Below are 14,106 nucleotides of genomic sequence, written 5' to 3'. Positions count from 1 at the left end.
CCGCAAGCGGCGCATGACATTCGCCCCTCCACAACATACACAGCGGGTGCGGCAAGTTTTTTGCACGGACATCGATGAGACTGCTTTCAAAATAGAGGCAAAACAGGCAACGTCTTTCACGTTCCTTTTTGTATCCCCTCTGGTCATACTGCCTGTACAAACAGATCAGTCAATTGGGTAACGTGTTCAAGTATCCAGTGCGCGTCTGTCATTTTTTCGACGTGCTTGATGACCTCGTTGGCAGGGTTGGGGAACACATGCGTTTCTGCAATCCAATACAAGGGAACACGTGCCATTTCCAGGGGGCGTGCTCGTATTTCCTGTGCCGTTAGTGGCATGAAGGTTGCTTCATTGTAGGAGGCAAGCAGTTCTTTGACTCGGTGCCAGCAACTCACGGCTGCGATGTGCCCCTGTCCCTGTTTGCTGAGCCACCAATACAAGGTGTAGGCAAGTTCAAACACTCGCTCTCTGATGCGCATGAAATCGAAGTCCAGCATCGCTACTGGCTGCTCATGGAGAAACAGCAGATTCCCTCCACCATAATCGCCATGGGTCAACTGCCTCGGGAGATGTTCTTGTGTCTTGTCCCACTGCTTTTGCAAAGTGATGAGCATTTGCATCGCCTCTGTATACAGAGAAAGAGCTTGCCGTGTTTGCTGAGTCTTGACCTGTTGGAGTAACTGGGAGCTTTCTTCTGCTGCCTGACGTGTCCAGGCGAGAAGCATCTCGGGAGTGCCATATTTGCTCACGACGGGATCGATCAGATGGATATTGGTCGCCTCTGTTCCCAAAAAGGCGTGTAATTTTCCTAGCAGGGAAAAAGCTATGACATTGCGTTCCCAGGTATCCATTTTGTATAAGCAACCATCACAAAGTATCATCATCTCTTGCATATCTCAAGCAGATAGAGTATACTTGGACGTATGAAGTTATCGAGTTATGCCAAGAAGATTGGGATCAGTTATAACAGCGCCTGGCGTATGTGGAAACGCGGCCAGATTCCCGGCTATCAATTGCCCACCGGCACCGTGATCATTGATCCGCCAGAGCTTCGCTCGGTTCCGGTCCACGCCGTCGCTGTGTATGCTCGTGTTTCAAGCAGCGAAAACAAAGACAACCTGGAAAGGCAAGCCGAGCGGCTGGTGACCTGGTGCAATGCCCAAGGCTGGTCGGTCAGCAAAGTCGTCAAAGAGTGCGGCAGTGGCATCAACGATCAGCGGCCCAAGTTTCTGGCGCTGCTGGCAGATCCCAAAATCGGGCAGATCGTGGTTGAACACAAAGATCGCGCTTCTCGCTTTGGCGTGGCCTATATTCAGACCTTGTTGGCTATGCAAGGACGGAAACTGGTCATCGTCAACACCGCTGATACTGCCGAAGATGATCTCATGGGCGATTTTATCAGCATCATTCCCTCGTTTTGCGCTCGTCTTTATGGTCGCAGACGAGCCAAACGCAAGACGGAACAAGTGCTAGCGGCTTTGCAGCAGAATGGACCCGCCCGTGAGCAAGAAGCCCCAAAAAGCCTCGCTTGATGAGAAAAAAAAGCGCAAGCGCAAAAAGAAGACGAAGCAGACCATCACTCGAGCGGTGACCCATATCCGTCTCATTGAGGCCAATCCTGGCAAACTTGAGGCGCTCGATCAGCTTGTGGCGGTTTACTTGCCGCTGTGCCAACAGTACACCACCCTGTTTTGCGAGGCCGAGACAAGCCCGGACAAGTACCAAGAAACCGTCTTCAAAACCGATCTTTCCGACCGCTTGCATCGAGTGGCAATACAGCAAGCCGCAGGCATTGCCAAAAGCGTTCGCACCAATCGAGCGAACGCCTATCAGGCGTACCTGGAAGATGTGGCTGATTACGCTCAGGCCAAGGCTCAGGCGGAAGGCCGGATGTCCGCCTTCAAACGCCGCGAACCGACCTGGACCGAATGGGATCTCCCTGTGCTGCGTGTGCCAGTCATCCAAGCCAATGTCAACGTGGTGGTGCTCGAGAAGTCGGAGGACTCCACGTTCGACTACTGGCTGCGCGTGTCCACCTTAGATGTCGGGAATCCGCTTCGAGTCCCAGTCAAACTCGCCTCCTATCACAAACGAGCACTCGAAGGCCGCACGCTCAATGCATCCACAACACTTCACAAGCGCAATGGAGTCTGGTGGCTGACGCTCTCCTTTGACGAGGACGTTCCTCTTCAAACCAAGCCTGACGCCCCTACAGTAGGCGTCGATGTGGGCATTGCCCATTTCCTCACGACCTCCACCAATAAAGCGTATGGCAGTTTTCATGGCAAGATGGCCCGACAGCACAAGCACGATCGGGAAAAGCGTCGCCGCAAGGCGAAACTGCGAGCCTGTCTGGAAAAGAAAGGCGTCCCAAAGGGCAAGCTTCCTTCGACAAGTTCTGAAACGTCGCAACGCTTGAGCCGTCACGTCAAGCAAGAGATCAACCGGGCGATCAATGCGTTGGTCAAAGATCATCGAGATGCCAGACTCATTTATGAGGACCTCAATGTGGCCTCGATGCGCTTCAAAGCAAGGGTGATGAACAGTTATCTGTATGCTTCTCACCTGGGGCATATCCCAGAGCAGCTGGCCTGGGCCGCCGCCAAACAGGGCATGGCAGCCCACACGGTCCGAGCCGCCTATTCCTCTCAGGAATGCCCCCGCTGCCATTATGTCGATCGCGCTAATCGGCCGAACCAGAAAACCTTCAAGTGCCTGGTCTGTGATTACGCAGACCAGGCCGACCGCAAAGCCGCACAGACGCTCGCGGGACGCTGGGGGGATCGGAAACTGGCGGCATGTCGCTCGACCTCGGAGGTCAAGGCGCTCCTCATGACGCGGCATGAAGCGTGGAAACAGCAGAATCAGCAGAGGATCCAGGATGCCGGGCCTCCCGTCCAGTTGAGCTTCTGGGATCCCCCAGAGATGTTCCTGGAATCATCTCACGAGTGAGCATCTCTCAGTAGAGAGAGGTGCATAGGATGCTCGTAGTGCATCCTCCCGCCTAGTCCGCTGTTTGGTAAACAGGCGTAGGTTAAAGTGAGAAGGATAATCATTGCAATAGATGGTTATGCTTTGATCAACTATCAGCTTCTCCATCATGAGCAATGAACGGCTCCAGCTCTAGCAGATGATCGTGGTAGCGCAGGATCGTCTCGCCAGAGATGGAAGGCTTTGGCAAGGGCACTGGAAAGCCTGCATGAGCCAGGAGACGCTTAACTTGATGCAGTTGCGAAAGACGCAACTGCGTGACCCAAGGGCGATAGAGACGAAGCACATACTTACCCCTCTCTGTTTGCAACAAGAGATTGAGATTGTAGGCTCCCCCTAGATCCCTGACGAGGCTCACCGAGCCGAGACGATACTGTTCACTAAGGAAGGAGACGTCACACAGTTGCGCTCTAGGGGCATATCCATCCTGTTTCATCTAAGTCCTTTTCCCACTCTATTGCACGTGATAGGCAGTTTCTGTCGTCTTGCCACAGTGTAGCACACGTGGGCAGGATATGTTACAGAGACATTGCCAAAAAGTTGGGTAAAATGACACAATGCAACGCGTGAAAGGATATGGGCTCAGTCTCGCGCAAAAAAACTTGCCACACCCATACACAGCGGGTGAGCGTCATCTTTTTGCAATGGATTTGGGACGACAAGCCAACACTCGTTTCCATGGATGATGGGTTGAAGGGCGTGAGGAACCAGGTAAGGTGGCAGCAGGTGCCATTGGACGAGGGGGAGGGGGAAGTGGCTTGGGAGTAGGGGAACGAAAGCGAAGGAGCGAGAGCATCAAGGAAGAGACCATCTGCTCAAGACGAGGTGTCGCTCGCTCGTTGCGACGCTGCTCCCGTTGACGGAGTTGCTCCTGCTCAATCTCTTGCCAGCAGAGATCCCATCGCTCATTACAGACGGCGTTGCGTAAGGTGAGCATGGGATTGACATGACTGGGCTCCCAATGCATACCTGCTCCTTTGAGGCGGGCTTGCACCACCACTTTATTGGCGCTTTCCACCATCCCTGACCCAATCGGCCAGCCTGCGGCTTGAAACTGGGGATACTGCATCAAGGCTTCGCGTTTGAGAAAATAGCCGACCTGTTCACGCACCCCTTCCTGTTGGGCGATCTGAGCTGGTAAACGAGCAAGCAGCCAGATGAGCAAACGGGGACCTCGATGTTTGAGTCGATGGCAGGCACGCTCCAGCAGGTCGTCAGGCAGAACGAGGCCGGCTTGTTGGAGCGCTTGGATGAGCAGATGGAGATGCTCTGCTGCATGAGGAAAATCCAAGATGCGCAACGCTTGGGGACAGTGGAGATTGAGGAAGCCCTGCAACCACTCGGCACCATCAGTGACTGCTCCGATTTCTTGAGCCTGCCGGACCCCTCGCTCTCGCATCTCCACATCAGCCAAAGTCGCAAAGGTCTGAGCATCACACATGCGAGAAAAATAGGAGAGATGACTGACCGTGACCTCTTGTGCTCCAGCCGGACTGGTGGAGGGTTCGACTTCTCCAAAAGCCACCGTTCGAACCTCTGCCCACTGCCCTTTGAGCAAAGGCACATAGGCCCCATCGGCGCTGATGGCCAGGCGCTTGGTAGGCTTGCTCACAGATGGTGACGAGGCGAAAGGTTCCGAGGCCAGAACCGTTTGCACCGCCAGGGCCAAGGCACCTGCCTGCTCACTCTGTCGACGCGCGCTCGCTTCACTGACCTGAACCCCGAGCAGACGTTGCATCATCTCAGCAGCTCGCGCAAAAGGCATCCAGCTCGAAAGATGGACCAGATGCTCGTGTTGCAACGATGTCAAGTTCCTCCCTCTTGGGAGAGCTAACTCCTCATCGAGGGGGAAAAAGCCCTGTCCCACACGTGGGGCAAGTTCCGTACGTTCTGCTGAGCGTGATCTCTTGTCCTCCTGCTCCTTGCAGACGGCGGGGTCGTTTCCCACGGGCTTGCAGTGGGGTGCCACACACGGGACAGGTGGGGCGCTCTTGGGCTGAGGTACCACTCCAGTCACGTTGCGCACTTGCTTGAGCTGCATCTTGAATCACTTGGGCTTCCAGTCGACTCAGGCGCTGATGCACTTCCTGTTCAATCTCACGTAAGGTCACCTTGGGATGGTCTCGCCGCCAGGCTTTGATATCAGTGAGAATCTGTGCGCTGAGTTGTTGCCAGCCTTGATCAGTCTCTTCGCTCATGTTTTTCCCTTCCCCTCTTGAGAATGAACACATCTTCGCAGAAGAGGGGGCTTTTGTCTAGCCCAATTGCAAAAACATGACGCTCACCCATACACAGATACACAGCCATCCACTTGACGGCTGATAGGCACCATGCTACGCTGCAATCATTAACTTCAATCTTTTTTCCAGAATAGAAGCACAGTCGCAAGAGGGCTTAAGAGCAGCCAAGCGTGAAGAAAGGATACAAGTGCTGGTCAGGTACCCCATGCCTCTGCGGCAGGGGCTTGTGAGAGCAAGCCTGAATCTGACCAGACTCAGCCCTGGGCCTTCTGCTTCGGTGGGAGGTTATCGAGCTACGATAGTATTGGGAAGTGTTGACGTTCCTACCTCCGGGTGCGTGCCAGCCTGGAGCTCTAGAATCTCTGGGTTAAACAGGTGGAGAGGGGTGAAGCCAGTGCTCAGAGAAAAGTACCGCCCACTATCTTTGTCGAGGCAACCATTACCCTAGCAATAGGAGGCTCAACTTGAGCAACGTGTTTGTCATTGATACAAACTACAAACCCTTAAATCCGGTGCATCCAGCACGTGCGAGGCTCTTGCTCACGCAGGGGAAAGCCGCCGTGTTTCGTCGATATCCGTTTACCATTGTGCTGAAACGGAGTGTCGAACAACCAGAGGTACAGCCATTGCGGCTCAAGCTTGATCCTGGCAGTAAAACCACGGGAATTGCTTTGGTTAATGATGCGAACGGAAAGATTGTGTTCGCGGCAGAACTTGAGCACCGTGGACACGCCGTCAAAGACAGTCTTGAGAGCCGCCGTGCAAGTCGTCGGGGGCGCAGGCAGCGCAAAACACGCTACCGAAAACCACGATTCAACAATCGACGGAGAAAGAAGGGATGGTTGCCACCCTCGTTAGAAAGTCGGATTGCCAACATTGAGACCTGGGTTGCTCGCCTCTGTCGCTTTGCTCCCATTCGTGCGCTTAGCCAGGAGCTGGTCAAGTTTGATCTGCAACTGATGGAGAACCCTGATCTTGCTGGCATCGAATATCAGCAAGGCACCCTGCAAGGCTATGAAGTCAGGGAATACTTGCTTGACAAATGGGAGCGCACCTGCGCCTATTGTGGGGCGCAGAAGGTTCCCTTGCAAGTCGAGCACATTTATTCTCGCGCCAAACATGGTACCAAGAGGATAAGTAACCTCACCCTGGCCTGTGAGCCATGTAATCTCGCCAAAGGAACGCAGGATATCACGGTGTTTCTTGCCACGAAACCGGAGGTGCTCAAGCGTCTTCTCGCTCAGGTCAAAAAGCCCCTCAAGGATGCAAGCGCTGTCAATAGCACACGCTTTGCTTTACTGGAACGACTCAAAGCCTTTGGTTTGCCGGTCGAGTGCGGCAGTGGAGGACTCACCAAGTATAACCGGACCACGAGGGGATTGCCCAAAACACATTGGCTTGATGCGGCTTGCGTGGGTAAGAGCACCCCTGTTGTGCTTTCGCAGAAGGGAGTCATCCCACTGCGGATCAAAGCCACAGGACATGGACGGAGGCAAATGTGTGTGCCTGACAAGTATGGTTTCCCCAAGCAACACAAAAAGCGCAAAAAGACATTTCTTGGGTACCAGACGGGCGATATGGTCAAAGCTAGAACCCCCAAAGGCGTGTTTGAAGGACGGATAGCCCTTCGCCATCGGCCTTCGTTTCGACTCGAGAAGGTTGATATTCACCCCAAATATATGCGGTGTGTGCAACGAGCTGATGGCTATGAGTATACACAGAAAGGAGGGTGTGATGTTGCTCCCCAGGTCTAAAGCCAGGGGTTCCCACATCACACAATTTTAAAATGGACCTTGCCGAGATTAAGCACCTTATCGAGGATGGGCAGATCGAGTATATCAAGTTGGGCACGCCCGATATTGATGGCGTCTTTCGGGGAAAGCGTGTAGACGCGCGCTTCTTCCTTGACTCTGTGGAGGATGGTTTCGCGCAGTCAGACGTTATCTTTGGCTGGGATATCGCGGAGAATGTCCTCCCCAATTTGCATATCAGCAACTGGGAGCGCGGCTTTACCGATTTTGTGATGAAGCCGGATCTCTCAACCTTTGCCCTGGTTCCCTGGGAGCAGAATGTGGCCTCCTGTATCTGCGATATGTGGAATGAGCAGGGGGAGCAGATCATCGTCTCGCCCCGGCATGTGCTCAAAAATATCATCGAGCGCGCCCGGCAAATGGGCTATGCCGCGATGGCGGCGTCTGAGCTAGAGGTCCGTTATTTCCGTGAAGACCAGGCCTCGCTACGCGACAAGAACTTTGGTACGCACCTGGTCCCCCTCAATCCCGGTACGAACTGCTACGTCATCAGCCATGCCACGACCGATGAGCCGCTGATCGGGCATATCGCACGCATGATGCGCGACTATGGCGTAGACATTGAAGGGTATACCCGCGAGCATGGTCCCGGCATGTACGAAATGAACATGCGCTACACCGATATCCTGACCGCTGGCGACCGCACGATGCTCTTTAAAAATGGCGTCAAAGAGATCAGCCATCAGCTTGGCTATCTCGCCACCTTTATGGCCAAGTGGAACGACCAGGAGGATGGTAGCAGCGGGCACACACACGTCAGCCTGTGGGATCTCAATAAAGAGCGCAACGTCTTCTGGGAGCAGGAGGCCGAGGGGCATATGTCGCAGACTATGCGTCACTTCGTCGCCGGTGTCCTGGCCAAGATGCCTGAGTTGATGGCTATCTATGCCCCAACCATTAACTCTTACAAACGCTATGTGGCAGGTTCCTGGGCACCTACTAATACGACCTGGGGCATGGATAATCGCACCTGTTCCATTCGCGTTATCAATACCCATAAGCGCGCTATCCGCATCGAGAACCGTGTGCCCGGCTGCGACGCTAACTTCTACCTGGTTTTTGCTGCCACGCTGGCCAGTGGCCTCTATGGCATTGAGCACCAGCTGGAATTGCCACCACGTCTGGATGGGAATGCCTACCAGTCTGGTAAGCTGGATCAGGCGCTCAAGCGTGGAGATATCAAGACACTGGCTCGCAACCTGAGCGAGGCCGCCGACCTGCTGGAGGGTAGCGAGATGGCTCGCGAGTACTTTGGTTCGTACTTTGTCGATCACTTTGTCACGACCCGCCGCTGGGAAGTCAGCGAGTTTGAGAAGGCCGTCACCGATTGGGAGCGCCGCCGCTACTTTGAACTGATCTAGTATAGATCTGGTAGTAGGTAGTGTGAAAGAGCCTGGGCAGCCGTAGACTGCCCAGGCTCTTTCACACTACCTACTACTCTCATGCTCTTTTTGTGCGCAAAAAGTAGAACTTATCGTGTTGTGCTACGTATATGAGAATTAAAGCGTATAAGAAGGAGATACATACCAGGTATTGACAACGTGTGTGAAAGTAAGTGAGAATAAGGAGATGTACGCAGTCGTACCGTTTGCCAAGCAGGTGGATGTCAGCGTGAAAACAGTGCAGCGCTGGGACCGAGAAAGCAGGCTCAAAGCCAAAGGAACGCTTTCTGGGCGTCGCTCCTCTCATGAGGTCGATCTGACCACGGCGCTCAACCTTCCGAAGCTGCCAGCCGCTCGCTGAACGATCGCCACTTGCCGGGTGTCGAGTCCTGCTCAACTGGAATTCCCGCAAAGCGGGAGAAAAGGCGCTCAAGGATGAAAACCGCGCACAAGATCCGGATGAACCCCACCCCTGAACAGGTGGAGTATCTCAAACGAGCCTGTGGCACGAGGCGCTTTATCTACAACTGGGGACGGGAGCAGTGGGAGAAGCAGTATCAGGCGTATACAGCTGAGCAGGAAACCGTTCCCCAAGAGCAGCGCGTGCTCAAACCGCCACATGCTCTCGCACTCAAGAAGCAATTCAACCAGATCCGGGAGCAGGAGTATCCGTGGACCTATCAGGTGACGAAGTGTGTGGTGGAGGGTGCGTTCGATGACCTCAAAAACGCCTATGACAACTTCTTTGCGGGCCGAGCGAACTACCCGCAGTACAAGAAAAAGGGGAAGTCGCACGAGTCGTTTTATCTCTCCAACGATAAATTCACCTTGGGAAGCCATTGGATCTCCATTCCCGGACTTGGCCGCTTCATCCTCGATCAGCGCCAAACGAAGAAGGACCGAGGCAAGCTCTTACGCAGACTGGGAACGGTGAACGTCGCCGAAAAACTGCGCTTCGTCGAAAAGGGGAAAGCCACCACTCCCACGAAGAAGCGAAACACGCGCAAGCACGTCGTGTGCGAACGGGTCAAGATCCTGGGGGCGACGGTCTGCTGTGAAGCGGGGCACTGGTACGTCTCCATCCAAGGAGACATCACACGGGAGCGCCCCACAACGCCCGAAGTAGTGGTGGGGGTAGATGTGGGCGTAAAGCACGCTGCTGTGGTGAGCGATGGGCGCAGGCTTGAGAACCAAAGGCCTTTAGCGCTCCATCTCAAGAAACTCGGCAAGCTGCAACGCCAACTCAGTAAGAAACAGAAGACGAAAGACCCGCAAACCAGGCGAACCGTGTTCAGTAAGAATTACGAGAAGCAACGACTCAAGGTCGCACGCAAGCATCAGCAGATCGCCAACATCCGGCGGGATGTGCAGCACAAGTTCACGACCGAACTGGCGCGCACCTGTGGGGCCATCGGCATCGAAGACCTCAACATCCTGGGGATGATGGCCAACCAGAAGCTCTCGCGTGCCGTGGCCGATGCCGCGATGGGGCAACTGTTGCAGTTCCTCAAGACCAAGGTCGCCAACGCCGGGGGCGGTCTCTTCATCGCCTCGCGCTGGTTCCCTTCGACCAAACGCTGTTCGTGCTGTGGGCAGGTCAAAAAGCGGATGCCGCTCAAACACCGCACCTATGAGTGCTTGGCCTGTGGGCTGGTCATCGACCGGGATCTCAATGCCGCCTTGAATTTGCTGTGGTTGGCAACACAACAGCTTCGCCAGCTTCACGCGTAAAGCTGGCCGTCCTGGAGAGTGGCTACCGCCGGACGTAAAATGCCTGGGGAGTTGATGTGAGACCAAAACGGGAGGGCTGATCCAAAGGTTCCCGTGCGCTGGCTATCGACGATGAAGCAGGAAGAACTGACCGTTCGGGGGTGTTTACACACCTTCGAGTATGAGAAAGGTAGCAGAAGCAATTGTCTCAAGAATGTGTTGAGAAGGTGACGGCGTTTATTACACGTGAGCACCGGGGGCGGAGAGAACTGCTTGTCTTTGACCACGGCTTGTCGGGGACCCAGGTTCCGGCGGGAACGGTGGAGTATGGCGAGGCGCTAGAGGCTGCGGTACTCAGGGAGGTACAGGAGGAGACTGGGTATAACGGACACCTTTTGCGGTATCTAGGTCAGGAAACGCTGGACCTGGGAGAAGCGCAACGCATGGTGGTCAAGCATGCATTGCTGCGCCAGGCTCCCTTCGCTGATGCTGAGGTGGTCGCGCCAGAAGAGATATTAGGCAATGCCCTACGTCGCGGTTTAACCGTGCGCCTGGAGCGCCAGCAGGAGGGCTGGGCCTATGTCTATCTAGAAGAATTTAATCTTGAGGTAGAGCCGCCACGTATCATAAGAAGCGTAGGAGGCTGGGTGCCGGGTGATACCTTATCCAGATGGGTGCGGCGCAGCTTTTTTCAGATCCAATTATATGATGAAACACCAGAGCGGTGGGAGCAGTTTGCGGAGGGACCAGAACAATATCAATATACGTTCCATCTCTACTGGCAACCCCTGGAGCCTATGCCGCACCTTGTTGCTCCACAGCAAGCATGGTTAGCTCGCTTTTATACTCACTTGTTTGAACATTCAGTAGGCTTGTCTAGTTGATTCTAGCGTCAAAGGAGGCCGCCATGAGCAGAGTTGTTATGTATCGTCTCTGGTTTACCTTTGTCATTCTGGCTGTGGTCGTACTGACATTATTAAGTCTCCTGGGCCTGTTACCTCACTTTTAGCTCTTGTTTAAACGTTTTGCAGGGGCTACCTATGTATGGAGTGTGGACTCTGTAGTGCGCTATGCCTTTATTTGCGGATGGAATCCTGCTTGCTTTCTGGATAACTGTAATGTCTAATGGAGGAAGAGTGCCTTGTGGTTTTGAACCCTGGAGCACTCTTCCTTCGTTTCAGTACAGAAGCGCTATCCAACACATGCCCTGCGGCGACGTGTTGCGCGTATAAGACCCTTTTCCCTGGAGGTAAGTTTTGCAAAGGATATGTGTCTATTGTGGATCGCATGCAGGTAACCGGACGGAGTATCAAGAAGCGGCCTATACGCTCGGCGCGGAAATGGCGGCGCGAGGCATTGGCCTGGTCTATGGCGGCGCGCGCGTAGGCTTGATGGGGGCCGTAGCGGATGGCGTGCTCTCTCGTGGTGGCGAGGTAATTGGTGTCCTGCCGCGCGCGCTCTTCGATATTGAGGTCGCCCATAAAGGGCTGACCCAACTCTATGAAGTGGAGAGCATGCATGAGCGCAAGGCCCTGATGGAGAAGCTCTCCGATGGCTTTATCGCGCTTCCTGGCGGCTACGGCACCTTCGACGAACTCTTTGAAATGATCACCTGGGCGCAACTGGGCATCCACAATAAACCGCTGGGCCTGCTAAACACAGCCGAATTTTTCAATCCCCTGCTGGCACTGGTTGAGCACGCAGCGCAGGAAGGCTTTATTTCGCAATATCATTCCTCTCTGCTCCTCGTGAATGCCGAGGGTGCAGCCCTGATCGAGACCATGCTTTCGACACCAGCCCGCCCCCACCTCTCAAAATTCGCCGACGAGCCACGCCCTATCGAGCCCTGAGCGCTGGATCAGCGTGTCTAGTAAAAGGTAGTGTTGTTGCGTGTGTTGCGGGCGGAGCCCGCAACACACGCAACAACACTACCTTACCCTTTGAGCACCGCAGGCGCGAAAAGAATAGTTTTTAAAAGCATGCAAGATGTGTTACAATGAAAACAAGCTTTTGCTATATACTCGCGAAAGCCTGCTGCATGCTCTCTTTATACGTCATACATGCATTAGTTTTATAATCTAGTACTACGTTGCATACATTTATATTCAGGTGAACAAAGGTTGAACAATGCGTGGCTCGACAGGAGGGCAAGAAGCGAGCAAGATCATTCTAGTCGTTGAGGACGATGAGCAGCATGCACTCGTGCTGGCGCAGATCATTTCGCAGCTGAGGCCGCATCGCGTTTTTCACGCTTCTGATGGACCCACAACGCTCAAATTTACGGAACACCTTAAGCCGGACCTGTTTATTCTTGATTATTGGCTCCCCACGATGAACGGGATTGAGCTGTATGAGCGCCTGCGTCTCCGTAAGGAGCTACAGGACATTCCCGTGATCATCATCAGTGGTTTCTTGCCATTGGACGAGATCCATGCCAGGGGGATCGAGAGCTTACCCAAGCCATTTGATTTGAACGAGCTACTATTGAAAATTGACACTTTATTGGGTGAGCAGCCAGAATCCTCTCCCCATGCTTAAGAAGCCAAAAAGCGCCCCTCACGAGTGATCCCAAGGGGCGCTTTTGTGTTGAGAGCAGGCTTAGTCTTTGCCGCCATCCTCGCGAATCTCATCAAGAATGACCGCGAGCGCAATGATGAAGGGCCCATCAACGCCTGGGGCGACATCAACCGTGTAGTGATCGCTCATAAAGGCAAACTCCTTTGTGATATGCCCCAGGAGCCGCCCATAGTGATCAATGATGTTAAAGTCCCACTCGTGAAACTGGCCCTGAATTTGCAGGACCATGCCATCGCTGGTCGTGACCTCGAAGCGCGCCCCATAGGTCGCCTCCTCTTTGCGATGCACGCTGCCAAGTTCCGCGCCCTGGCTAAAGAGATCGTAGTGGGTCGTGTAGTCCAGGAGACGCTGTCTGATTTCAATGACCTCTTCACCATTGGTAGCATCGACAATATGAAAATGATCTTTGATGCGAAATAAATGTCCCTTGACCTCATAGGCGACGTTGTTATGCTCGTCACGAACCACGAAGTCATCCTTGAGCGTGAGTGCTCGCTCTTTTACATGATAGCGCATGCGAATAGTACCTCCATATAGCTCGCAAACTGCCTGCGCCGTTTGCATAATTGAAAAGCCTCACTATATTGTACGCTCTCACCCAGTCAAAGTAGGGTATTGGCAGGACATATGTATTTCCACTCACTCCAAGGAAGCAGGCTAAGATACCCCTCTTGAGTGATGTTTTTCTCACGCTCTACACGTATACTCAGCACAGGTCTCTGGCAAGACACAGTGCTAGAGAGAGTCCACTGACCAGTGTGGGTTGCTAGGAGGAAATTATGGCAGTACAAGAACAGTTGGACGCGTTACTGGCGGATGAGGCGACGTGGCGGCGTTGGCGTGCTGAGCACCAGGAGGTGCGCCCGGACCTGTATGGTGCAGATCTCCGCCGGGCATCTCTGCGTGGTTTTGATTTGCGCGATGTCGATTTGGAGGCGGCGGATCTCAGGGACGCTGATGTCAGTGAGGCTGACTTGCGCTGCGCCAACTTGAAGGCGGCACAACTCATGCGCACCAATTTTCAGAACGCGGACTTGCGAGGCGCCTTTCTCTCGCGAGCCGAGTGCCATAACGCAAACTTCACGGGGGCCAACCTGGCTGGGGCCCACCTGCGCTTTACCTCGTTCTTTGGCGCGAATATGAAGGGCGTCGATCTCAGTGGCGCCGACCTCGTTGGCGCCGACCTCCATGAAGCCAATCTGGAGTACGCCAATTTCTCGAATGCCGATGTCGAGGATGCCGATATTAGCCGCGCCAAACTCGACGAGGCCGTGCTCAATAATGTCGATGTCAATGCCTTCCTCTATGGCTGGCCGGAAGGCCCAGGTCCCCTGGTATAAAGTGGATAAACTGATGAAACGAAACGGCATGCGCCGCAGGCGCATGCCGTTTCGT

The 14,106-nt window shown here is 54.1% G+C and carries 13 protein-coding genes and 1 pseudogene; 10 read left to right on the top strand and 4 right to left on the bottom strand.

All coding sequences use genetic code 11. The annotated features are described in order from the left end of the window. Positions 1–143 precede the first annotated feature (143 nt). Entirely contained in the window at positions 144–851 is a 708-nt protein-coding gene (locus KRAC_RS23015) for a phosphotransferase enzyme family protein (protein ID WP_040444050.1), read from the bottom strand. A gap of 72 nt (positions 852–923) precedes the next feature. On the opposite strand from KRAC_RS23015, the gene KRAC_RS23010 reads away from it, so the two are divergent. Both KRAC_RS23010 and KRAC_RS23005 read left to right on the top strand, forming a co-directional pair. Then, positions 924–1,532 (top strand): IS607 family transposase, encoded by a 609-nt coding sequence (locus KRAC_RS23010; RefSeq protein WP_007904019.1) that lies wholly within the window; start codon positions 924–926, stop codon positions 1,530–1,532. Next, positions 1,501–2,952 (top strand): RNA-guided endonuclease TnpB family protein, encoded by a 1,452-nt coding sequence (locus KRAC_RS23005; RefSeq protein ID WP_040444049.1) that lies wholly within the window; start codon positions 1,501–1,503, stop codon positions 2,950–2,952. Before KRAC_RS23010 ends, KRAC_RS23005 begins: the two co-directional genes overlap by 32 nt. A 127-nt stretch (positions 2,953–3,079) precedes the next feature. Here KRAC_RS23005 and KRAC_RS23000 read toward each other — a convergent pair whose 3' ends face one another. Both KRAC_RS23000 and KRAC_RS22995 read right to left on the bottom strand, forming a co-directional pair. Further along, positions 3,080–3,427: a phosphotransferase gene (locus KRAC_RS23000; protein WP_007911243.1), complete on the bottom strand. Its 348-nt coding sequence runs from the start codon at positions 3,425–3,427 to the stop codon at positions 3,080–3,082. Positions 3,428–3,622: 195 nt separating this feature from the next. After that, positions 3,623–5,032 carry an ISKra4-like element ISKra2 family transposase gene (locus KRAC_RS22995; RefSeq protein ID WP_007911242.1) on the bottom strand — a complete coding sequence of 470 codons (1,410 nt, stop codon included), beginning with the start codon at positions 5,030–5,032 and terminating at the stop codon, positions 3,623–3,625. Positions 5,033–5,695: 663 nt separating this feature from the next. Between KRAC_RS22995 and iscB the strand changes: the two genes are divergently transcribed. From iscB to KRAC_RS22960, 7 genes and pseudogenes are all read left to right on the top strand, one after another. Then, positions 5,696–6,985 (top strand): RNA-guided endonuclease IscB, encoded by a 1,290-nt coding sequence (gene iscB, locus KRAC_RS22985; protein WP_007911240.1) that lies wholly within the window; start codon positions 5,696–5,698, stop codon positions 6,983–6,985. 32 nt (positions 6,986–7,017) lie between these two features. After that, entirely contained in the window at positions 7,018–8,403 is a 1,386-nt protein-coding gene (locus KRAC_RS22980; protein WP_007911239.1) for a glutamine synthetase family protein, read from the top strand. 208 nt (positions 8,404–8,611) lie between these two features. Continuing rightward, a pseudogene (locus KRAC_RS62280) lies at positions 8,612–8,782 on the top strand (IS607 family transposase); the annotation flags it as partial. A gap of 77 nt (positions 8,783–8,859) precedes the next feature. Then, positions 8,860–10,155, top strand: coding sequence for an RNA-guided endonuclease InsQ/TnpB family protein (locus KRAC_RS22975; RefSeq protein WP_007911236.1), 1,296 nt, complete (start codon positions 8,860–8,862; stop codon positions 10,153–10,155). 206 nt (positions 10,156–10,361) lie between these two features. After that, on the top strand, positions 10,362–11,018 hold the full coding sequence (locus KRAC_RS62275; RefSeq protein WP_211221312.1) for an NUDIX domain-containing protein: 657 nt from the start codon (positions 10,362–10,364) through the stop codon (positions 11,016–11,018). Positions 11,019–11,390: 372 nt separating this feature from the next. Beyond that, a complete protein-coding gene (locus KRAC_RS22965; RefSeq protein ID WP_007911230.1) occupies positions 11,391–11,984 on the top strand; it encodes an LOG family protein in 594 nt (197 codons plus the stop codon). Positions 11,985–12,261: 277 nt separating this feature from the next. Further along, positions 12,262–12,672 (top strand): response regulator, encoded by a 411-nt coding sequence (locus KRAC_RS22960; RefSeq protein ID WP_007911228.1) that lies wholly within the window; start codon positions 12,262–12,264, stop codon positions 12,670–12,672. Between the two features lie 60 nt (positions 12,673–12,732). Here the strand turns inward: KRAC_RS22960 and KRAC_RS22955 are convergent, their stop codons facing one another. Further along, the gene (locus KRAC_RS22955; RefSeq protein WP_007911226.1) at positions 12,733–13,227 is read right to left on the bottom strand and encodes an LURP-one-related/scramblase family protein; all 495 of its coding nucleotides are present in this window, start codon (positions 13,225–13,227) and stop codon (positions 12,733–12,735) included. A gap of 263 nt (positions 13,228–13,490) precedes the next feature. Here KRAC_RS22955 and KRAC_RS22950 point away from each other — a divergent pair, with 263 nt between their 5' ends. After that, on the top strand, positions 13,491–14,051 hold the full coding sequence (locus KRAC_RS22950) for a pentapeptide repeat-containing protein (protein WP_007911224.1): 561 nt from the start codon (positions 13,491–13,493) through the stop codon (positions 14,049–14,051). The last annotated feature ends 55 nt before the right edge of the window (positions 14,052–14,106 follow it).

This window comes from Ktedonobacter racemifer DSM 44963, assembly GCF_000178855.1.
GTDB classification, from domain to species: domain Bacteria; phylum Chloroflexota; class Ktedonobacteria; order Ktedonobacterales; family Ktedonobacteraceae; genus Ktedonobacter; species Ktedonobacter racemifer.
The sequence above is the reverse complement of the archived record's forward strand: the minus strand, read 5'-3'. Positions and strand labels throughout refer to the sequence as shown.